Source organism: Arthrobacter sp. ZBG10 (genome assembly GCF_001238605.1).
In the GTDB taxonomy this organism is placed as follows: domain Bacteria; phylum Actinomycetota; class Actinomycetes; order Actinomycetales; family Micrococcaceae; genus Arthrobacter.
This window is the reverse complement of record NZ_LFQH01000036.1, coordinates 17962-39831: the sequence shown is the minus strand read 5'-3', so window position 1 is coordinate 39831 and position 21870 is coordinate 17962. Positions and strand designations below refer to the sequence as shown.

Sequence of the window (21870 nt, the reverse complement as noted above, 5' to 3'; positions counted from 1 at the left end):
CTGTGCCTGCCGTGACCCGGCCGGCATTTCCAACGCAACGCTCTGAAAGGCCGGCAGCACCGTGACTCTTCCCCTCTCCATCCTTGATCTGGCAACCATCGGCAAAGGCCAGACGGCTGCGGAGAGTTTCGCTGGCAGCGTGGCCATGGCGCAGGCGGCCGAGAAGCTGGGATACCGGCGGGTCTGGTACGCGGAGCACCACAACATGTCCTCCATCGCGTCGTCCGCCACCAGTGTGCTGATCGCCCACGTGGCGGCCCACACGGAAAGCATCCGGCTGGGTTCCGGCGGCGTGATGCTGCCCAACCACTCGCCGCTGACCATCGCCGAGCAGTTCGGCACCCTGGAGACCCTGCACCCGGGCCGGATCGACCTGGGCCTGGGCCGCGCGCCCGGCAGCGACCAGAACACCATGCGCGCCCTGCGCCGCGATCCGATGTCCGCAGACAGCTTCCCGCAGGACGTCCTGGAACTGCAGGGCTACCTCACCGGTCCCACCCGGGTCCAGGGCGTGGAAGCGACCCCCGGCAAGGGCACCGACGTGCCCCTCTACATCCTCGGCTCCTCGCTCTTCGGCGCCCGCCTGGCTGCCCAACTGGGATTGCCGTACGCCTTTGCCTCGCACTTCTCGCCGGCGGCGCTGCAGGATGCCGTGGCCACCTACCGCCGCGAATTCAAGCCGTCCGCACAGCTGGACGCCCCGCACGTGATCGCCGGCGTCAACGTCATCGCCGCAGACTCCGCCGCAGAGGCGCAGGCCATGATGCAGGCCACCAAGCGTGCGCGCGTGTCCCTGTTCTTCGGCGGCGGCCGCGAGTTCACGGACGATGAGGCCGACATGGTGCTGGATTCCCCGCAGGGCCAGCACGTGTCGCAGATGATGACGTACTCCGCCGTGGGCACCCCGGATGTGGTGCTGGACTACCTGGACTCCTTTGGCCGGCACGCCGACGCCGACGAACTCATCGTGGCCCACCAGAGCACCGGGACCGATTCCCGGCTGCGGTCCGTGGAGCTGCTGGCGGAAGCCGCCGGCCTGCTGCGGGTCTGATTCCCACCGGCGCCCCGACTTAACATGGCGGCAATCACCCCGATATTCAGGTGAAACTGGCCGGCGGGACCATGGTCAGTGTCCCCTCCGGCGTCCGTGGATGCCGGGGCGGGGCACCACCCGGCAGTCCGCAGCCCGCGGCAGTTCCCCCGGGCCGGGCCTGCCGCGAGGAGCACCAGGATGGCGACGCCGTTGAACCAAAGCGTGGCGGACTCCGCGCTCCTCACCCGGTCACTTCCCCTGGGCCTGCTGCGCGCCTTCGTCCAGACGGACGCAGCGGATGACGGACTCACGCCGGCACTGCTTGCCGAACTGAAGGTCCTGGCCCGCGTCCCCGGCCTGCTGGTGGCCTGCAACTACGGCGGCACCCTTTGCGACGCGGAGGGCATTTCCACCGAAACGCTGCCGCTGGGCAGCGCCGCGATCGCGCTGCGCGCCCTGGCCGCGTTGCCCAACACCCACGCCGCCGTCATCTCCGGCCGCTCGCTCCGCGACCTTGCCGCCGTGTCCCGGCTGCCCGCGGAAGTGCACCTGGTGGGCTCCCACGGCGCGGAGTTCGACATGGGTTTCGCGCACGCCCAGACCCTTGCCACGGAGGCCCTCCTCCAGAAGGTCGGCGCCGAACTCAACGAGGCGGTGGGGTTCATGAAAGGCATCTGGATGGAACGCAAACCCGTTGCCGTCTCAGTCCACACCCGGCCGGCCGCCCCGGACGTGGTTTCCGCCGTGACGAAGGCCGCCCGGGAGATCGCCGCCCGGCACGGGCTCGCCTTCATCGTGGACGGCTCGGTGCTGGACCTGTCCATCCTGGAGCCGGCCAAAGCAGACGCGCTGGAGAACCTCCGGTCCCGGCTGGGCGCCAGCGCCGCGATGTTTGCCGGGGACGCCGCCAGCGATGAACTGGCCATGGCAACGCTCCGCGGCCCGGACATGGGCCTGCGGGTGGGCGCCGGGAAGTCGGTGGCCGCGCACCGGCTCCGGGACCCGGAATCCTTTGCCCGCGTGCTGGCCATCCTGTTTGAACTGCGCCGGGCCTGGCTCTTCGGCGAGGACGCCGTGGGCCTGGAACGGCACTCGATGATCGGCAACGGCTCCGTCACGGCCCTGGTCACGCCGGACGCCAAGATCTGCTGGATGAGCCACCCGCTGCCGGATTCAGGCTCCCTGTTCGCCCACATCCTGGGCGGGGACGCCGCCGGCCACTTCACAGTGGCCCCTGTCAAGGCCTCCCAGGTCCTGGGGCAGCGCTACGTGGACAGCACCATGATCGTGGAAACGCGCTGGGCAGACGTCACCGTCACCGACTACCTTGAACCGGCCCCGGACGGCATCACCAGCCTGGTCCGCGTCCTGTCCGGCCATGGCGCCGCCACCATCACCTTCGCCCCCAGGCCTGACTACGCCACCGCCCCTTTCAGCATGGAAGCCCGGAGCGATGAAGTGCACGTGATGGGCACCTCGGAGCCCATCATCCTGCTGGCACCCGGCGTCACGTTCAACATCACCTCCGATGGCCGCCACGCCACCGCCACGGCCGCCGTAAACCTGGCCAACGGGCCCGTGGTGCTGAACCTCCGCTGCGGTGACACCGAGCCGCAACCCGCCGATCCGGCGGGCGAGACCGGCCGCCGGGCCGGCGTGGCGCTGCACGCCCGACAATGGGTGCAGAACCTGGCGCTGCCCGCCGTCAAGCCGTCCCTGGTGCGCCGCTCCGCGCTGGTACTGCGCGCCCTGGTCCACCAGCCAACCGGCGCCGTGCTGGCCGCCCCCACCACGTCCCTGCCGGAGGGCATTGGCGGAACCCGGAACTGGGACTACCGCTACTGCTGGCTGCGGGACGGGTCCATGACCGTCAACGCCCTGGTTGACCTGGGTTCCACCAGTGAGGCCGCAGGATTCCTGGCCTGGCTGGGCCGGATCCTGGCCAACGCCCCAGGCCCCGAGTGGCTCCACCCGCTGTACTCCGTGACGGGCGCGCCGCTGTCCACCGAGGCCGTCATCGACAGCCTGCCCGGATACGCCGGCTCACGGCCGGTCCGGATCGGGAACGCCGCCGACCACCAGGTCCAGCTGGACGTCTTCGGTCCCATCGCCGAGCTGGTGAACAGCCTCAGCGAGCGGGAGGACGCGCTCGCCGATCCCCACTGGGAACTCCTGGTGCAGATGGCTGCTGCCGTCCTGGCCCGCTGGCATGAGCCGGACCACGGCATCTGGGAAGCCCGCAGGGCCCCGCGCCACCACGTCTACACCAAGGTCATGTGCTGGGTCACCCTGGACCGGGCGCTGCGTACCGCCGAACGCCACGGAAGGGCGCCGAAACCGGAATGGGCTCCTGCCGCTGCGGCCATCAAGGCCGAAGTCCTGCAGGAAGGCTGGGACGCGGCGGCTCAGTCCTACACGGTGGCCTACGACAGCCCGGACCTTGACGCGGCCGTCCTGCACATCGGCCTTTCGGGCCTGCTGGACGTCACGGACCAGCGCTTCCTGGACACCGTCACGGCTGTGGAACGCGAACTGCGGGTGGGGCCTACGGTTTTCCGGTACAGGTACGACGACGGCCTGCCGGGTTTGGAGGGCGGGTTCCACATCTGCACCACCTGGCTGATCGAGGCTTATGTCGCGGTGGGCAGGATCGAAGAGGCCTGGGACCTGTTTGACCAGCTGGTCAACCTGTTCGGGCCCACCGGGCTGCTGCCGGAGGAGTACGATCCCGGCACCGAAACCCACCTGGGCAACCACCCGCAGGCATACTCGCACCTGGGCTTCATCCGCTGCGCCAGGATCCTCGACGCCCACCAGGACCAGCACGGCACCCGGAAACGGCACGACGAGCCCAGCCGGGGCTAGCCGTCAGCGGGACGCGTGGAACATTTCCGGCGCCGGCCGGGTGCCGGTGGCCAGGTCAGCGAGGATCCGGCCGATCACCGGGGTGAACTTAAACCCATGCCCGGAGAAGCCCGCGCCGATGACCACCGGACCGATCCGGTCCAGCACAAAGTCCTCATCGGGGGTGCTGGTGTAGGTGCAGCTGATGGCCTCGAACGCGTCCGCGTCCACCCCGGGAAGCCAAGCGCGGGCGTAGGACTGCAGGGCGGCCAGCTGCACCGGTTCCGGCAGGAAGTTGCGCCGGTCCGGGTCCACCTCGGGACCCACCCCGTGCCAGCCGGCCTTGATCCCCTCGCCCGGGGTCTGCATGCCGTACACCGGGGAATACCAGTTCGCGTAGGCTGACCCGGCACCCGGGTAGTGGTTGAACCCTGGCCAGAGCGCTCCATCATCGGTGACGCGGAAATGCGCCGGCTGTTCCTGCGTGACCCGCAGCCGCGGGAACTGCAGCCCCGCTCCGGACTCCCTGCCCAGCAGCTTCCCGGTCCAGGCGCCGGCGGTAACCACGGCCTGGGCGGCGGTGACCACCTCCGTGCCCGTAGCGGATTCGAGGACCAACCGGACGCCGTCGGACAGGATCTCCAGGGCAGCCACTCTGGTGTGGTGCCTGATGTCTGCGCCGCGGGCGGCGGCGAGCCGCTGGAAAACCGGGAGGGCCGCATCCGGGTTGAGCTGGCCGCCGTCGGGCATGTGGAGCACCTGCCGGTCGAAGCGGATGCCGCGCCAGCGCTCGGCCGCGGCGTCGGGGGAAAGCATCTCCGCCCGGATGCCGGCCGCCTCCAACGCCGCCGCCACAGCAGGAAGCCGCGGGTGCGGGCCGTGGCTGGCGATGCCGGTGCGTTCCAGCAGCGTGGTGCCGCCCTCCTGCTCAAGGTCGTCCCACAGGGCCAGTGACTCGGCGAGCATGGCGATGTATTCGGGCCGCTCATAGCCGGGGTTGAGGTTCCGGGTGGCACCGTGCGAGGCCCCGATCTTGTGCCCCGGGCCGAACTGCTCCACCAGGGTGACCTGGCGGCCCCGCCGGGCCAGCGCCCAGGCGGCGGCGGAGCCCATGGCGCCGCCGCCGATAATGACGGTGTCGAGGATGGTGGCCATGGGTTCTCCGGTTCTGGTTCGGTGGGTAAATCCGTTGGGCGCTTATGGCTCAGGCGAGGAGCAGGGCGACGCCGATCATGGCAGGGACGGCCACTACGGTGGTGATCAGCACGGTGTCCTTGGCCACCGTCAGCCCTGTTTTGTAACGGCTCGCCGCCACGAATACGTTCTGGGCCGTGGGGAGCGCCGAGGTGACCACCACGGCGAACAGAGCATGCCCCTCCATACCCAGCGCAAAGCGGGCAAAAACGTACGCCAGCGCGGGGTGGACCACCAGCTTGAACGCGCTGGCCAGCAGCGTGTCCACGCGCCTGCCCGCGTCGGCCTGCAGTGGCCGGGTCCCGTTCAGGCTCATGCCGAACGCGATCAGCATCGCGGGGATCGCGGCCCCGCCGATGAGGTGGATGGGTTCCATCACCAGGGCCGGGATCTGCACTCCCGTTCCCGCCACCAGCAGGCCCAGCCCCGAGCCGACGATCATGGGGTTGCGCAGGATCATGAGGATGAAGCGCAGGGGAGTGGTGCGGTGCGAGCTGGTGCTCGAATCCAGGATCATCAGGAATAACGGGGTGAAGAAGGCCAGTTGGAAAATGAGCAGCGGCGCCACGTAGCTCGCGTCGCCCAGGACGTAGACAGCAATGGGGATGCCCAGATTGGCTGAGTTGGCCAGCGAAGCCGCCATGGAGGACATCAGGGCTTCCGGCAGGGAGCGCTTGAGCCACAACCTGGCGATGGTGAAAAATATCAGCGCGGTGGCGATCGCGCCCACGGCTGTGACGAGCAGGGGAGCCGCGAAGACTTCCTGCAGGTGCGCTTTGCTCAGGGTTTCGAACAAAAGAGCCGGGCTGGCCACGAAGAAGGTCAGCGAACTGAGGACGTTGCGGGCGTTCTCGCCCAGGATTTTCCGTCGGCCAACAAACCAGCCCACCAGGATGATGGTCCAGACCACAAAAAAACCCGCCAGCACGCCTAGCACGGCACGCGCACCGCGGGGCGGAAGGTCAACAGACGGGGGTTCACAACCCCCAGCTAATCAGATTTAAGCCTGAAGGGCGGGTGCGGACGGCGAAAATACCGCCATCCGGACAGGGACTACGCGGGCAGGGCCGAGTTGTCCAGGGCGTACGGCGGCCGCACCAACCCAGGGGTGATGCCCTCGGCGGGGTCGGTGCCCAGCTGGATGATCCTGTTGCCGGCGTCCACATGGACCACGCGTGGAGTGTACGCGCGGGCTTCCGCGGAAGTCATCTGGGCGTACGTAATGAGGATAACAACGTCGTTCTCCTGCACCAGGTGCGCTGCCGGGCCGTTGATCCCCAGGACGCCGGAACCGCGCTCGCCGGCGATGGTGTAGGTTTCCAGCCGGGCGCCGTTGGTGACGTCCACGATGGCCACGAGTTCCCCGGGCAGGATGTCGGCAGCGTCAAGCAGGTCCAGGTCAACCGTGACGGAACCTACGTAGTGCAGGTCCGCGTGCGTGACGGTGGCCCGGTGGATTTTGGACTTGAACATTGTTCGATTCATAACGGACCAAGTCTACGCCGGAGCCCAGCCGTGGCGCTGTGACGCAACCGACAGTGGCGCGCTATGACCCGTCCCTGCCGCTGGCCATCGCCATCGCCCGCCACTTCCACCGCACTGTTGAGGAGATCTTCCATGCAGACTGAACGATTCCCTGGCCAAAACAAGCCGCTGATGGTGGGTCTTTGCCTGACGGGACACGAGACCGTTGTGGTGGTAGGGCTCCTGCTGCGCGAATACGGGCCCGGCAACATGGGAAATGGCTTCCTGGTGGGTGGTGCGCTGGGGTTGGCCGCGGCAGGCATCGGCGTGTGGCGGGCCATGCGCCGGCCGCAGTCCGTCACCACCTTCGAGCGGGCCTTCGCGCAGACCGGGGATGAACGCGATAACGCCGTCTTCACCAGGGCGCTGGCGGTGATGGGCCCGTTCTCGGTCCTGTTGACCTGCGCCGCCGTGGTGGCGATCGGCCTGGGCGCCCCGGTGGAGGTGGCTCTGGCGGTCCTGCTGTTCACCGAACTACTGACCGGCGCGGTGGCCTTCCAGGTCATCAACAGGCGCAGCTGAGGACCGGCCCGCCCCGGCTGCCACCGCTGCGGCCGCGGCGGCAAGGGTTTCCCGGGCCGCCAGGATGGCCGGCCGCTGGGCGCTGGAGCGGCGGACCGACGTGAAGATGGTCCGGTGCGGCCTGCCGGGGAGCTCCACCAATTGGGCCGTGGTGCCCCGGCCGGTCCACACCAGGTCCGGCATCAGCGCCACGGCGTTGCCCGACTCGATCAGGCGCGCCTGTGCCTGCAGGTCGGCGGTCTCAAAGCGGACGTCCGGTTCGAAGCCGGCGCTGCGGCACGCCTGTTCCGCCCAGTGCCGGGATGCGGCACCCCGCGGTTCCATGACCCAGGCGAGGTCCGCGGTGTCCTCGAGCGAGCGGATGGTGGTTCCGCCGTCGGCCGCCGGTGGAACCGCCAGCCGGATGGCATCCGTGGTGAGCTTCAGCCGGTCCAGTTCCGGATACCTGGGCGCGGCGTGGCCCGGATACTGTTCCGCGATGACCAGGTCAAAATCGCGCGCCCAGGTCTCATGCAGGGCTGTTTCGGGCTCCCGCTGGATCATTTCGATCCGCACCTCCGGGTATGCGGCAGCCATCCGGGTCAGCGTGTCGGGCATCAGGGCCAGGGCTGCCGACTGGAACACGGCGATCCGGACGGTTCCGGTGACGGTGGTCAGGGACGCGGCCAGGTCCGCTTCGGCCTGCTCCATGGTTTCAAGCAGTTGGGCGGTATGGGCCACCAGGACCTCCGCCTGCGGCGTCAGCTGGACCCGGCGGCCGGTCTTGCGCAGGAGCTCAACCCCCACTTCCTTCTCCAGCAGGGCCAGCTGCTGGGATACCGACGACGGGCTGTACTGCAGGGCCTCCGCCACCTCAGCAAGCGTCCCCCGGATGCTCAGCTCCCGGAGGAGCCGCAGCCTGCGGACATCAAGCATGGAATTCCTTATCGAATCTAATGAATATCGGTTAGAAGTAGTCACTTTATCTAACGGAAGCCGCTGTGCATACTGTTGGAACCCAGTTACCCCCGTCACAGCCATCTCCGGGCGCCGCGTCGGGGTCGCACCCCAAGCAGGAGTAATCCATGACCAGCAAAGACCTGAGCCAGTCGATCATGCGGCGCAAGCCCATTGACGACATCGAAGAAGAGAGTAAACACAGCGGCCTTTTCAAGTCCCTGGGCCTGTGGCAGCTCACGGCCATCGGCGTCGGCGGCATCATCGGCGTGGGTATCTTCTCCCTCGCCGGCCTGGTGGCAGCCGGCAGCGAAGGAACACCAGGGGTGGGGCCCGCGGTGCTTATTTCCTTCCTGATTGCCGGCCTCGCGTCCGCGGCGGCCGCGCTTTCCTACGCGGAATTCGCCGGCATGATTCCGCGGGCCGGCTCGGCCTACACCTACGGTTATGTGGCCCTGGGCGAAGTCATCGGCTGGTTCATCGGCTGGGACCTGCTGCTGGAGTACATCGCGATCGTGGCGGTGGTGGCCATCGGGATCTCCGGCTACCTTGAGGCCTTCCTCTCCGGCATCGGCGTCCACATGCCCGTCTGGATGACCTCCACCGCGGACGAGGGCAAGGGCGGGCTCATCAACCTCCCTGCCATCCTCGTGTGCCTCCTGGTCACCTGGATCCTGTCCCGCGGCACCAAGGCGTTCGGCCGATTCGAACTGGTGGCCGTGGCCATCAAGGTCATCCTCATCCTCTTCATCATTGGCCTGGGCGTCTTCTACATCGACACCAACAACTACAACCCGTTTATGCCCAGCGGCTTCGGCCCGGTCCTGGCCGGTTCCGCCACGGTGTTCTTCGCCGTCTTTGGCTACGACGCCATGAGCACCGCCGCCGAAGAGGCCAAGGACGGCAAAAAGCACATGCCCAAGGCCATCATCCTGTCGCTGATCGTGGCCATGCTGCTCTACGTTGCCGCCACCCTGGTGCTGACCGGCATGCAGAACTGGAAGGACATCGACCCCAAGGCCGGCTTTGCCTCCGCCTTCACCGGTGTGGGGCTGCCGGTGATCGCCACCATCATCTCCGTGTTCGCGGTGCTGTCCATCCTGACCGTGATGCTCACGTTCCTCCTGGGCGTCACCCGCGTCTGGTTCGCCATGAGCCGCGACGGTCTCCTTCCCGGCTGGTTTGCCAAGACGGACCGCCACGGCACCCCGCAGCGCGTCACCTGGATCGCGGGTGTCGCCTCGGCCTTCCTGGCCGGCGTTTTCCCCATCAAGGAAGTGGCCGACCTGACCAACATCGGCATCCTGGCCGCCTTTGTGGTGGTCTGCCTCTCGGTGATCATCTTCCGCTACAAGCGCCCGGATGCCCCACGCACCTTCCGCCTGCCGCTGATGCCGCTGGTTCCCGCCTTCGGCGTCCTGGCCTCGGCCTTCCTGATGTTCCAGCTGCACTGGGAAACCTGGGTGCGGTTCGGCGTCTGGCTGGTCATCGGCCTGGTGATCTACTTCGCCTACGGCCGGCGCAACTCGCTGATGAACCCCAACAGTCCGCGCCGCCACGAAGCCGTAGGGGCCCGCCCCGCCGACTGACCTGGCCCCCTCCCGCCTTGTCCCACTCCCTCCCCGTTGCCCTATCACTTATGGTCCCCAAACGCCGCGTTTGGGGACCATAAGTGATAGGGCAATTCGGGGTTAACGGGGCGAAAGAAGAGTTGGCTTTTCTAACCTGTATTGCTTAGAAAAGATCGCTTTATCTTATGTGAGTGCGAGCCCATACTGGTGGAAAGAGACTCCTCACCACCTCAGAAAGAACGGGGCTAACCATGACCCACCTCGCAATGGAACCGGCAGCGACTGCGCAGCATGTCGACGTCGACGTGCAGCAGGCGAAGGGACTCGCCACCGAGGCCATCGCGTTGGTCCGGCACTGGCTGACGGAAGCCTCGAAGGTCCCCGTTGACGCGTCAGCCCAGCAGTTGGCCGGTGTCCTGAAAGACCCCAACGGCCTCGAATTCACCGTGGGATTCGTGGACGGCGTGGTCCGGCCCGAGGACCTGCAGGTGGCAGCACGCAACCTCGCAGCACTGGCCCCCAAGGTGCCGGCCTTCCTGCCGTGGTACATGCGAAGCGCCGTTCACCTGGGCGGCACCATGGCCCCGATCCTGCCGCAGGTGGTGATCCCCGTGGCCCGCAAGGTGCTGCGCGAAATGGTGGGCCACCTGATCGTGGACGCCACGGATGCCAAACTGGGCCCGGCCATCGCCAAAATCCGCAAGGACGGCATCAAGCTCAACGTGAACCTGCTGGGCGAGGCAGTCCTGGGCGAGCACGAGGCCTCCCGCCGGCTCGAAGGCACCCATACGCTCCTGGCCCGTCCCGACGTCGACTACGTCTCCATCAAGGTTTCGTCCACCGTTGCACCGCACTCCGCCTGGGCCTTCGACGAGGCCGTGGAGCACGTGGTGGAAAAACTCACCCCGCTCTTTGCCCGCGCCGCCTCCTTTGCCGGCCCCGGGACCAAAGCCAAGTTCATCAACCTGGACATGGAGGAGTACAAGGACCTGGACATGACCATCGCGGTGTTCACCCGGATCCTGGACAAGCCCGAATTCAAGGACCTGGAAGCCGGCATTGTGCTCCAGGCCTACCTGCCGGACGCACTGTCCGCCATGATCCGGCTCCAGGGCTGGGCGGCCGGACGGCGGGCCGCCGGCGGCGCCGCCATCAAGGTCCGAGTGGTCAAGGGCGCCAACCTGCCCATGGAACAGGTGGAATCCTCACTGCACGATTGGCCGCTGGCCACCTGGGGCAGCAAGCAGGACTCCGACACCAGCTACAAGAGCGTCATTAACTATTCGCTGCACCCGGACCGGATCCACAACATCCGCATCGGCGTGGCCGGCCACAACCTCTTCGACATCGCCTTCGCCTGGCTGCTGGCCAAGCAACGCGGTGTCGAGGCCGGCATCGAATTCGAGATGCTGCTGGGCATGGCCCAGGGCCAGGCCGAAGCCGTCAAGAAGGACGTGGGCTCCCTCCTGCTCTACACCCCGGTGGTGCACCCTGCCGAGTTCGACGTGGCCATCGCCTACCTGATCCGCCGGCTGGAGGAGGGTGCCAGCCAGGACAACTTTATGTCTGCCGTCTTCGAACTGAGCGACAACGAAGTGCTGTTCGAACGCGAAAAGCAGCGCTTCCTGGCTTCCCTGGACACCCTGGATGAGACCGTTCCGCCGCCTAACCGCCGCCAGGACCGCAACGCGGCCCCCGCGCCCGCGCCCCGCGACGGGTTCGACAACACTCCCGACACTGACCCGTCGCTGCCCGCCAACCGAACCTGGGGCCGCAGCATCCTGGCCAGGGTTGAAGGTTCCACCCTGGGCAACGCAGCGGTACAGGCGGCAACCATCACGGATGAGGCCGCCCTCAACACCGTGATCGGCACCGCCGTCGAAAAGGGCAAGGCCTGGGGCGCGCTGTCCGGCGCCGAACGCGCCGAGATCCTGCACCGCGCCGGCGACGTCCTCGAGGCCCGCCGCGCCGACCTGCTCGAGGTGATGGCCAGCGAGACCGGCAAAACCATCGACCAGGGCGACCCCGAGATCAGCGAGGCGGTGGACTTCGCGCACTACTACGCCGAGTCAGCCCGGAAACTGGAAACGGTCGACGGCGCCACGTTCGTCCCAGCCAGGCTCACCGTGGTCACCCCGCCCTGGAACTTCCCGGTGGCCATTCCCGCCGGCTCCACCCTCGCGGCCCTCGCCGCCGGCTCCGCCGTGGTGATCAAGCCCGCCAAGCAGGCCGCCCGCAGCGGCGCCGTGATGGTCGAGGCCCTCTGGGAGGCAGGCGTTCCCCGGGATGTCCTGGCCATGGTCCAGCTGGGCGAGCGGGAACTCGGCCGGCAGCTCATCTCCCACCCGGACGTGGACCGCGTGATCCTCACCGGCGGGTACGAAACCGCTGAACTGTTCCGCGGTTTCCGGCAGGACCTGCCGCTGCTGGCGGAAACCAGCGGCAAAAACGCCATCATCGTCACCCCCAGTGCAGACCTGGACCTGGCGGCCAAGGACGTGGCGTACTCCGCGTTCGGGCACGCCGGGCAGAAATGCTCCGCCGCGTCACTGGTGATCCTGGTGGGCTCCGTGGCCAAGTCCAAGCGGTTCCACAACCAGCTGATCGACGCGGTTTCCTCGTTGAAGGTTGGCTACCCGCAGGACCCCACCAGCCAGATGGGGCCCATCATCGAACCGGCCGGCGGGAAGCTGCTGGCTGCCCTCACCTCCTTGGGCGACGGTGAAAACTGGGCCGTCGAGCCGCGGAAGCTGGACGGGACCGGCCGGCTCTGGAGCCCGGGTGTGCGCTACGGCGTCAAGCGCGGCTCCTACTTCCACCTCACCGAGTTCTTCGGCCCCGTCCTGGGCGTGATGACGGCGGATACCCTGGCCGAAGCCATCGCCATCCAAAACCAGATTGAATACGGCCTAACGGCGGGCCTGCACTCCCTGAACCCCGACGAGCTGGGCACCTGGCTGGATTCCATTGAGGCCGGCAACCTTTACGTGAACCGCGGCATCACCGGCGCCATCGTCCAGCGCCAGCCCTTCGGCGGCTGGAAGAAATCCGCCGTTGGCGCCGGCACCAAGGCAGGCGGACCGAACTACTTGGCCGGCCTGGGCACCTGGACCCCGGCCACCGGCACCGCCACGGCCGACATCAGCCACCCGGGCGTGCGCCGGATCATCAACGCAGCCAGTGCCGCTCTTGCCCCGGCCGAGCTGGAGTCCGTCAACCGGGCCCTGGCGTCCGACGCCGAGGCCTGGGCCAACGAGTTCGGCACTGCCAGGGATGTCTCCGGCCTCAGCGCGGAACGGAACATCTTCCGCTACCGCAGCCTCCCGGTGACCATCCGCCTCTCAGAAGGTGCGCCGCTGGCTGACCTGGTGCGGACCTCGGCCGCCGGAGTCCTGGCGGGCTCCGCGGTTACAGTGTCCACCGCCGTCGAGCTTCCGGCGCAGCTGCGCCCTGTCTTCACCGCGCTGAACATAGGCGTTCTGGTGGAGTCCGACGCCGGCTGGCTGGCTTCGGTGGGCCTGCTCGCCGCGTCCGGCAAGCTCACCGGCGCCCGGATCCGCCTGATCGGCGGCGACTCGGCTGCCCTGGCCGCGGCCACCGGCGGCCGGCCCGACGTCGCTGTCTACTCCCACCCGGTCACGGAAGCCGGACGCGTGGAACTGCTGCCGTTCCTCCACGAGCAGGCCATCAGCATCACCGCGCACCGGTTCGGCACCCCGAACCACATCTCGGCAGGCCTGATCTAGGCTTCGGCAGCGTCCAAACCGGCACAGGCCGGGCCGCCCCGTTGAAAGGGGTCGGCCCGGCTTTGCCGGTTAACGCCGGCCGCGGTTCAGCCCAGGTACCAGCCGGGCGGCGTCCAGGTGGCCGGGACACTGTGGGCGGAAAAATCCTCGCAGCGCGTGCAGGTGTAGGCCACCTCGCCGAGGACAGCGATGCTGCCGTCGCGCCGGTAAGAGGGCGGGATAAAGGACTCAAGGTAGATGAATTCGTCGGTGCGGCACTTGTCACAGGTCGGCTTGCCCACATAGGCGTTGTCTGTGGTGGGGTACCTGGTGCCGGTCGCGGCCGGGCGGGCGGCGTGCCGGAGCGCGGCGTGCGGGCGCGCATGCGCCTGGCTGGGCTGGATGTTCCTGGCGGTCGTCATTGGCTGCCTGTCCCGGGCGCGGAAGCGAACAGGTGCGCGCGCCCGTAGTGCTGGAGGGCCGCTGCTTGACCATGGAAAGCCCAGCATATGCCAGCAAGCCCGTGCCATCAATGGATTTCCCGCTTCAAGGGGTCAGGCCTGCCGGTTGATGGTCCTGCCCACGATCGAGGACGTCAGTGCATCGATCACTTCCGAGTTGGCCAGTGGATTGCGGATCAGCGTGAAGTCCACGTCCCCCACGGCGGGAAGGTCGAAGCGGCGGGTGATGATTTTCAGGTCCCCTGGCACCAGCGAGGACGGCATTACCGCGACGCCGATGCCTGCCCGGACGGCCGCCAGGACGCCGCTGATCTGCCGTGTTGTGCAGGTGATACGCCACGTCCGGCCGTGGGCCTCAAGCGCATCGATGGCGAGCTTGCGGCTCAGGCTGGGGGAGGGATAGGCGATCAGCGGAACCGGGGCGCCGGGCTCAAGAACAGTCTGCTCCAGGCCCACCCAGGAAAAGGAATCATGCTGGACCACCGTGCCGTCCTTGGCTCCGGCCACCCATTTCACGAAGACAAGGTCCAGTTGGCCGGCGTTGAGTTTCCGGTACAGCTGGTCGCTCTGGCCCACAGTGAGTTCCAGGTTGATCTGGGGGTAGATCTGGCGGAACTCCCGCAGGATCCGCGGCAGACCCGTAATGGCTAGGTCGTCAGCCGTACCGAACCGGAGCCGGCCGCGCATGGCGGAGCCGGAAAAATAACGCGCCGCCGCATCGTGGGCCGACAGGATGTTGCGGGCAAAACCGGCCATCGCGTCCCCGTTGTCCGTCAGCCTGACATCGCGGGTGTCGCGGCTGATCAGGACCCGTTTAGCGGCCGTTTCCAGCTTCCGGATGTGCTGGCTGATGGTGGGCTGGGCCAGGCCAAGGCGCTCGGCGGCCTTGGTGAAGCTCAGGGTCTCGGCGACTGCCAGGAAGGACCGCAGCTGTGCGGGTTCAAACATGGGACGGCTCCGGGGAAGGTGGCTTGGCTGAGGTATTGCGGATCGCAATACTAGTTATAGGGACAATACGTCTCCATAATCGCTGTTGCCAGCCTAACGTTAAGGGCATTCCCACCCGCACGCTATCCGAGGATATTTCCGTGGCACCCCCACCGCCGTCGCAGGCAACCGTCGCCCAGCCCGTCATCGATTCCGCAGCAGCCGCTCCGCCGGCGGACCGGACCCAGCCCATTCCGGTTGTGGCTGAACGGCTGCCCTGGCGGCATACGTTCATTTCGCTGCAGGTGCCCAACTTCCGCATCTTCGCCGTGGGCCACTTCATCGCCGTGATAGCCATCTGGATGCAACGGATCGCGCAGGACTGGCTGGTGCTGGAGCTCTCCGGTTCGGTCACCGCCGTCGGCTTCACCGTGGCCCTCCAGTTCCTGCCCTCACTCCTGCTGGGCCCCTGGGGCGGCATGATCGCCGACCGGTTCGCCAAACGGAAAATCCTGATCCTGTGCCAAAGCATGGCAGCAGTCCTCGCGGCTGCGCTGGCCGCACTGGCCCTCACCGGCGCCATCGCCGTGTGGCACGTCTACGTGATTGCGCTGGTCCTGGGCCTGGTGACAGTCCTCGACCAGCCGGCCCGGCAGGTTTTTGTCAACGAACTGGTGGGCCCGAAGTACCTCCGCAACGCCATCAGCGTCAACTCCACCACGTTCCAGCTGGGCGGCCTGATCGGCCCCGCGCTGGCCGGGCTGCTCCTGACTGCCGTAGGTGCCGGCTGGGCCTTCGCCGCCAACGCTGTGGCCTGCTGCTCCACGGTGGCCATGCTCCTGGTGCTCCGCAAGGACCAGTTGTTTGTCAGCGCGCCGGCACCCAAGAGCAAGGGAATGCTCCGGCAGGGCCTTCGGTACGCGTTGAGCAAGCCCACCATCTACTGGCCGTGGCTGATGGCCGGCTTTGTTGCCGTGTTTGCCATGAGCCTGCCCGTGATCCTGGCTGCCTTCGCCGACCACGTTTATAACATCGGCGCCGGCGGCTACGGACTCCTCAACGCACTGGTGGCGCTCGGTGCCCTGGTCGGCGCGGTTGCCTCCACCCGGCGGCGGCAGCTGCGGCTGCGGTCGGTGGTGTTTTGCGCCGGAATGTACGGTGCCATGCTGTGCCTCGCGGCGCTGATGCCATCCATGGTGTGGTTCGGCGCCGTGATGGTCCTCTCCGGGTTCTGGTGCCTGATGTTCCTGACCGGCTCCAACCAATTGGTCCAGATCAGCTCCAACATGGGGATCCGCGGCCGTGTGATGAGCCTGTACATCATGGTCCTCATCGGCGGCCAGGCCCTGGGCGGGCCGATGCTCGGCTGGATCGCCGAACATGCGGATCCGCACGTGGCGTTGCTGGTTTCCGGCGGCGTGCCGGCGCTCGCCGCCCTGACGGTCGCGATTGTGCTCGCCAGGAAGGGCTCACTGCACCTGAAGGTGGATGTGCGGGACCGGCGCCGGCCGGTCCGGATCGTGGACCGGCCGGCGGCCACGTAGCCCTATCCCTCGGGTTTGCCCACCCAGGCGAATGCGGCCACCACCAGCGCCGAAATGCCGGCGTCGAGCGTGGGGCGGATGACGGGGGCAAAATGCGGGGAGTGGTTGGACGGGATGGTGGACGCGACCGTCCCGTCCTGCACCGCCTTGCCGTAAACCACGGGATCGGTGCCGCCCAGCAGCCAGTAAACGAGGGGAGCCCCGGCGGCTGTGGCGAGGGTGCCCACGTCCTCACTGCCGGTGACGGGGCCGGGGTCGACGGCGCCACCCAGCTCCGCGGCGAACGCTTCCCGCACGCGGGCCGTGGCGTCGTGGTTGTTGACCACCACGGGGAAGTGCTCCCCGGCGGTGATCGCCGGCGGCAGGGGAGCGCCGGAAGCCGCCGCCTCACCGTTGATGATGCGGGTCATCCCGCTGATCATCCGCTCCCGGACCGCCGGATCCGCGGTCCGCATACTGATGCCCAGCTGGGCTTCTTCGGGAATGATGTTGTCCTTGGTGCCGGCGTGGAGCTGGCCGACGGTCAGGACGGCTGTCTCGTTGCCGCCGATTTCGCGGGATACCAGCGCCTGCAGCCGCATGATGGTGGCCGCGGCCATCACCACAGGATCAACGGTGGTTTCCGGCCGGGAGCCATGGCCGCTGCGGCCGAACAGCGTCACCGAGAAGCTGTCGGACCCGGCGAAGGCAGGTCCGGCATGCACGCCCAGCGCACCGGCGGGGAACGGGGCCACATGCTGTCCCAGGACAACGTCCGGCACCGGGAAACGGTCAAAGAGGCCGTCCGCCACCATGTCCCGGGCGCCGGCGCCGGTTTCTTCGGCCGGTTGGAACACCGCCACGATGGTTCCGGCCCAGGCCGGCCGATGGGCGCTGAACAGGGTGGCCGCGCCGAGGAGGCAGGTGACGTGGACGTCGTGGCCGCACGCGTGCATTACGGGAACATCGGCCCCCGTGGGCCCGGTGCCGCGCGCGGTGCTGGCGTAGCCCAATCCGGACTTCTCCAGGACGGGAAGGCCGTCCATGTCCGCACGGAGCATCACTGTGGGTCCGTCGCCGTTCCGCAGGACACCCACGACGCCGGTCCCGCCCACTCCGGCGTGGACCTCCCAGCCCAGCCCGGTGAGCCGTTCGGCCACGATTCCTGCCGTTCGGACTTCGGCGCCGGAGAGTTCGGGATGCCGGTGCAGATCCTCGTAAACTCCGGTGAGGTCCTGTGCCAACCCTGCAACGTCGTCCAAAACCTTTGTCATGCCAGTCCTTACTTCCGGGTTCGCTTGCCTTGCGACCCTACGCCCGCAGGCTGGCGAAGGCCGGGCCGAAGGCTGGGCGTTCACCGATCGCAAAACCGCCGTCGGAAAAGGGAAAAGTGTGGCCTTGCCCGCGCCGGCCGGTCCGGATCGTGGACCAGCCGGCGGCCGGGGCCGAGGGTCAGGGCTGCGCGGCGGGGGCGGCCTGGTTCCTGGCGGCGTGCGGATAGTCCGCCTCCCGCTGCTGGAACTTGAGCACGTCCTTGTTGAGGATCACGCCGGCGCGGATTTCGATGGCCCGTGCCAGGGTTTCGTTGCGGTCCCATTCCGCCGGGCCGCTGATCACAGGCTCGAGGAACGGCAGCAGGGCCTGGCTGATCTCCCAGCTGGAGGAATTCCAGAGGTACGACGGGCTGTGGTCCACCGCGTAGTAGTTGATGTGGTCGCCCACCGTGAACATGGGCTCGGCGAAGGTGGTGGAACGGGCCCAGCTGAACCCCATGCCGTCATCGCAGGAGACGTCCACAATCAGGCTGCCCGGGCTGAACGCCGCGAGGTCTTCCGTCCGGAGATAGGTCAGCGGATTGTTCGGATCCTGCAGCGTGCAGTTGACCACGATGTCGCTTTCGGCCAGGAACGGCGCCAGCGGCAGCCGGCCCCGGTCGGTGATGACCTGGCTCAGGAAGGGCGCTTCGTCGTCGTGGTCGAACTGCACGATGTTCACCGAGTGGATCGGGGCGCCCACAGCCGCAATTCCGCGGTTGGTGAGGACCTTGACGTCGTGGACGCCGTGGGCGTTCAGCGCGGTCACGGCGCCCCGTGCGGTGGCGCCGAACCCGATCACCACGGCACTGAGCCGGCGGCCGTAGTCGCCGGTGGAACCGGTGAGCGAGAGTGCGTGCAGCACCGAGCAGTAGCCGGCCAGTTCGTTGTTTTTGTGGAACACGTGCAGGCCGAAACCGCCGTCGCTGGCCCAGTGGTTCATGGCCTCAAACGCGATCAGCGTCAGTTTTTTGTCGATTGCCAGTTGGGTGATGGCCCGGTCCTGGACACAGTGCGGCCATCCCCACAGGACCTGGCCGTCACGCAGTTCCGCCAGATCTTCGGGTTGCGGTTTGGGCAGCAGCACAACGTCGGCCTCCGCCAGCAGTCTCTCCCGTGACACCATTTTGCCCACGAGGGTGGCTAAGTGCGCATCGCCGACGCCGAACCGTTCGCCGTAGCCGTGTTCCAGGATGATGTGTTCGCGCAGTTCCGGGGCGATCCGCTCGAAATGGAGGGGATGGATGGGCAAGCGGCGTTCGTCGGGTTTGCGCGTGGAGGCCAGGACGCCCAGGCTCAGCCGGGTCTGTTGGCCGCTCACTTCTTTTTGGCTGCCTTGCCGGGGGTGGTGTCGATGGAGCTGGCCGGCGCAGAGGCGGCCTTCTTGTCTGCGCGCTTTTCCTTGATGGACTTGCCGGATTTTTTGGATGCTGCTTGACGCGGGGACTTGTCAGCCATTTGTGCTCCTGTAGCGGAACCGAATAGGTTCCTGGCTTCTGACCCTACACGGGCGGACCTAATGGCCGGCTGGCGGGCATACGGCGGCAGGTGACCCGCGCTGCCGGGCCGGGTGCCGGCGTCGTCCGTGGTGCCGGTGAAGGCGGGAAGATTGGAGCGGCTGACGGGAATCGAACCCGCGTATCAAGCTTGGGAAGCTAGCGCTCTACCATTGAGCTACAGCCGCAATGCCGCCGCCTCAGCGGGGCAGAACTTAGCTTAGCGCAGATGTCGGGCCCCGGCCGCCCATGCCTTCCCGCCGTGTCACGGGCTGCGCGTCATCTGCGTAACTCTTCCATAACGTCCCCTGCTGCAGGTGGAACGGGCACCGCGGCGCTGGTTAACCTGAAGCGGTAGCTGCGGCGTCGGGGGACGCAGCCAGTCAACAGCCAGGCACGCATCGATCACGGGAAGGATCCATGGCAACCGCAGAACATGAGGTCCTCATCAGGCGCGATGCGATGTCCGTGTACCTGTACCTGCTGGACGTGACCAACCTTCCGGTGTGGCGCGACGGCGTCCGGAGCGTCGCCCTGCTGAAAGGTTCCGAGGGCACCAAAGGCACTGTGTACCGGCAGATGGTGGCCGGGCGGTCCGGGCTGAGTATTCCGGCCGAATTGGAGATTACCGAGGCCAGGCCGGGGGCCGAGATCCAGTTCCGGATCACGTCAGGTCCCGCGCTCCGCCTGGGCGGCTACTTCCTCAGCACCGAAACGGCCGGCACGCGGGTCCGGTGCGCACTCGAAGCTCCGCCCGAAGGCCGGTTCGGGTTCCTGAACCGGTCTGCTTTCCGGAGCAGGCTGCTCCAGCGCAGCCTTCGCTCCGAGGCGGCGCAACTGGAAAACCTCCGGGCAGTGATGGAGCTCCAGCCGGCCGCTTAGCTGCTGCCCTACTGGGCCAGCCGGTGTCCTGCCCACGGGCCGGGAATGTTGGACGGTGATGCGAGGCGGCCCGCGCTGACATCCCAGAACTGGACAACATCACCTGAGCGTTTGAGCGCCAGTCCCGTGGAATTGGTGCCGGTTACTCCGCGCAGGGGCCTGATCCCGGTGACGTCCTGCCACCCCGCCGCGATCACGGGCCTGGCCTCCGCGCGCAGCGCCGGGGTTCCCCAGCCGCGGTAGAGCCTGGCGGTGCCGTCGTTTGCGACCGCGACCAGGTCCTGGAATCCGTCGCCGTCGAAATCAACCATTGACAGTTTCCGGGCGGGGTTGATCGTGGCCACCAGGGTCCTGGCCGAGAGGTCGCCCAGGCCCTTGTTGGGATAAAGGAAAACATTCCCGGCCGTGTCCTGGGCGAGGATCTGGGGCAGCCGGTTATTGGCACACCAGCCACCCACCGCGAGCGACAAGGTGTTCCATCCGCCGCTGCCCACTGTCACGGCGGCGCGAAAGCCGCCTGCCTGGATGCCCTGGTGCACGGTCAGGTTGCCGTTGGTCCACTGGACCAGCAGGTCGTAGGCGCCGTCACGGTTCCAGTCCGTGACAAAGACGTCCTTGGCACCGCCGAATCCCGTACCGATGGTCTTGGCCGCGCCGTATGACCTGGCGCCGTTCGATGCCCGGTTGACCAATTGCCCCGATGCGTTGACGCTGACCAGGTCTCCAGGGCCTTTGATGGCCGCAGCGGACAGGTTGAGGGTGGGCGGCATCTGCTTGCCCGGCGCGTCGCACATGGTGGGCGCAGGAGCAGGAAGCGGCGGTGTGACGGCGGCGCCGCCCGGGCTGTTGGTGGTTCCGGCCGGAAGCGTGGTGTAGCCGAAGAAGTTCACCACGCCCCAGATTCGGTACTGCCGGTCCGTGTAGGTGATCCCGGCGCCCATAACGTTGAAGCGTGGATCGAGCAGCATGGCGTTGTGGCCGGGGGAGCCTTTCCACCACTCCACCAGCTGCGCGGCATCCCGGTCCGTACGGATTGCAATCACTTCACCCGCGCCGTTGTTGGGGTTCATGGCCCGCGGATCGGTCCAGAAGTTTGCCCGGTGCTCGATGACCTCCCGGGAAGCGATGTTGTTGGACCATTCCTGGGCCAACCCGGCAACGGTGGCGTGGTATTTCAACGGGTTCAGGCCACGCGAAACACGGTATTCATTGATTTTTGTGAAGACCGTGAGGATCGCGGCTGCGTTGCTGTCCGGGACCAGTGACTCGGTTTGCAGGCTCCTGGCTGTGGCCTCGGGAGCTGCGCGGCGCTCGGCCTGGTTCGCGGCGAGCTCCTCGTCCGGTGCCCAGAGCGGGCCGATGGACGGGACAACCGGCTCGGCTGCGGGTTTTGGGGCCGGGACCGGGTTGGTTGCCGGCTTAGCAGCCGGCTGGGGCGCGGCCGGTTGGGCCGGGGCCGCCGGAACGGACGCGGGAGCCAGCGCCGTGTGTGGGGTGTCCGGAGCTGACGCCTCCGGGTCCGGAGCGTCCACCGCGGGAAGGACCGGCACCGAAAGGTCGGGTGCCAAGGGGGCAGGTGCCGCAGCGTCCGTTTCTCCGGCCGGGGCAGTTTCCGGAGCGTCGACCGTCAATGCTGCGGGAGCGGGCTGTGCCGCCGTGCCCGTCAGGCTGCCGGGTTCCAGCCCCGCCGTCGACCCGGCCGGGGCGTCCTGCGCCTGGACCTGGCCGCCGGTGCCGGGGCCGGCGTCGAGCTGCGCGGCGGAGAGGCCTGCAGACGACGAAACGAGCGCAAGGGCGCAGAAAGCGCCAACAATTGAAGGCGCAAAGAATTTATTCACTATTTTCCCCAGCTAAATTGGGCCATCCGGGAGACCATCCGGCGCCTGAGATCCTGAGGCAACATTAGCCGCGCCGTGCAG

General features: G+C 67.6%; 17 protein-coding genes and 1 tRNA gene. 7 read left to right on the top strand and 11 right to left on the bottom strand.

Annotated elements, in window-relative coordinates:
- Positions 1-61: 61 nt before the first annotated feature.
- Positions 62-1051, top strand: a complete 990-nt coding sequence (locus tag ACU18_RS09370) for an LLM class flavin-dependent oxidoreductase (RefSeq protein WP_050685284.1) — start codon at positions 62-64, stop codon at positions 1049-1051.
- 180 nt (positions 1052-1231) lie between these two features.
- Complete coding sequence (locus ACU18_RS09365) at positions 1232-3898, top strand: trehalase-like domain-containing protein (RefSeq protein WP_050685283.1); 2667 nt, start codon at positions 1232-1234, stop codon at positions 3896-3898.
- A gap of 3 nt (positions 3899-3901) precedes the next feature.
- Here the strand turns inward: ACU18_RS09365 and ACU18_RS09360 are convergent, their stop codons facing one another.
- From ACU18_RS09360 to panD, 3 genes are all read right to left on the bottom strand, one after another.
- Positions 3902-5032 (bottom strand): FAD-dependent oxidoreductase, encoded by a 1131-nt coding sequence (locus ACU18_RS09360; RefSeq protein WP_050685282.1) that lies wholly within the window; start codon positions 5030-5032, stop codon positions 3902-3904.
- Positions 5033-5081: 49 nt separating this feature from the next.
- Positions 5082-6008: an AEC family transporter gene (locus ACU18_RS09355; protein WP_050685281.1), complete on the bottom strand. Its 927-nt coding sequence runs from the start codon at positions 6006-6008 to the stop codon at positions 5082-5084.
- Between the two features lie 116 nt (positions 6009-6124).
- Positions 6125-6556, bottom strand: coding sequence for an aspartate 1-decarboxylase (gene panD / locus ACU18_RS09350; RefSeq protein WP_197273551.1), 432 nt, complete (start codon positions 6554-6556; stop codon positions 6125-6127).
- Positions 6557-6688: 132 nt separating this feature from the next.
- Here panD and ACU18_RS09340 point away from each other — a divergent pair, with 132 nt between their 5' ends.
- A complete protein-coding gene (locus ACU18_RS09340) occupies positions 6689-7117 on the top strand; it encodes a hypothetical protein (RefSeq protein ID WP_050685279.1) in 429 nt (142 codons plus the stop codon).
- Here the strand turns inward: ACU18_RS09340 and ACU18_RS09335 are convergent.
- Complete coding sequence (locus tag ACU18_RS09335; protein WP_050685278.1) at positions 7070-8032, bottom strand: LysR substrate-binding domain-containing protein; 963 nt, start codon at positions 8030-8032, stop codon at positions 7070-7072. The genes ACU18_RS09340 and ACU18_RS09335 overlap by 48 nt on opposite strands.
- A gap of 149 nt (positions 8033-8181) precedes the next feature.
- Between ACU18_RS09335 and ACU18_RS09330 the strand changes: the two genes are divergently transcribed.
- A complete protein-coding gene (locus ACU18_RS09330; protein WP_050685277.1) occupies positions 8182-9642 on the top strand; it encodes an amino acid permease in 1461 nt (486 codons plus the stop codon).
- A 233-nt stretch (positions 9643-9875) separates the two neighbouring features.
- On the top strand, positions 9876-13370 hold the full coding sequence (locus ACU18_RS09325) for a bifunctional proline dehydrogenase/L-glutamate gamma-semialdehyde dehydrogenase (RefSeq protein WP_050685276.1): 3495 nt from the start codon (positions 9876-9878) through the stop codon (positions 13368-13370).
- Positions 13371-13456: 86 nt separating this feature from the next.
- Here the strand turns inward: ACU18_RS09325 and ACU18_RS09320 are convergent, their stop codons facing one another.
- Both ACU18_RS09320 and ACU18_RS09315 read right to left on the bottom strand, forming a co-directional pair.
- A complete protein-coding gene (locus tag ACU18_RS09320; protein ID WP_050685275.1) occupies positions 13457-13771 on the bottom strand; it encodes a hypothetical protein in 315 nt (104 codons plus the stop codon).
- Between the two features lie 132 nt (positions 13772-13903).
- Entirely contained in the window at positions 13904-14758 is an 855-nt protein-coding gene (locus ACU18_RS09315) for a LysR family transcriptional regulator (protein ID WP_050685274.1), read from the bottom strand.
- A 140-nt stretch (positions 14759-14898) separates the two neighbouring features.
- Here ACU18_RS09315 and ACU18_RS09310 point away from each other — a divergent pair, with 140 nt between their 5' ends.
- Positions 14899-16281 carry an MFS transporter gene (locus ACU18_RS09310; protein ID WP_050685273.1) on the top strand — a complete coding sequence of 461 codons (1383 nt, stop codon included), beginning with the start codon at positions 14899-14901 and terminating at the stop codon, positions 16279-16281.
- A gap of 2 nt (positions 16282-16283) precedes the next feature.
- Here ACU18_RS09310 and ACU18_RS09305 read toward each other — a convergent pair whose 3' ends face one another.
- The 4 genes from ACU18_RS09305 to ACU18_RS09295 all read right to left on the bottom strand — a co-directional run bounded on the left by ACU18_RS09305 (position 16284) and on the right by ACU18_RS09295 (position 19257).
- Complete coding sequence (locus tag ACU18_RS09305) at positions 16284-17534, bottom strand: amidohydrolase (protein WP_050685272.1); 1251 nt, start codon at positions 17532-17534, stop codon at positions 16284-16286.
- A gap of 178 nt (positions 17535-17712) precedes the next feature.
- Positions 17713-18894 (bottom strand): N(5)-(carboxyethyl)ornithine synthase, encoded by a 1182-nt coding sequence (locus tag ACU18_RS09300; protein ID WP_050685271.1) that lies wholly within the window; start codon positions 18892-18894, stop codon positions 17713-17715.
- Positions 18891-19031, bottom strand: coding sequence for a hypothetical protein (locus ACU18_RS19905; protein ID WP_197273550.1), 141 nt, complete (start codon positions 19029-19031; stop codon positions 18891-18893). Before ACU18_RS19905 ends, ACU18_RS09300 begins: the two co-directional genes overlap by 4 nt.
- 152 nt (positions 19032-19183) lie before the next feature.
- A tRNA-Gly gene (locus tag ACU18_RS09295) sits at positions 19184-19257 on the bottom strand.
- A 232-nt stretch (positions 19258-19489) separates the two neighbouring features.
- Here ACU18_RS09295 and ACU18_RS09290 point away from each other — a divergent pair.
- Positions 19490-19951 (top strand): SRPBCC family protein, encoded by a 462-nt coding sequence (locus ACU18_RS09290; RefSeq protein ID WP_050685270.1) that lies wholly within the window; start codon positions 19490-19492, stop codon positions 19949-19951.
- A gap of 8 nt (positions 19952-19959) precedes the next feature.
- Here the strand turns inward: ACU18_RS09290 and ACU18_RS19275 are convergent, their stop codons facing one another.
- Positions 19960-21789, bottom strand: coding sequence for a CAP domain-containing protein (locus tag ACU18_RS19275; RefSeq protein WP_082178263.1), 1830 nt, complete (start codon positions 21787-21789; stop codon positions 19960-19962).
- Between the last annotated feature and the right edge of the window lie 81 nt (positions 21790-21870).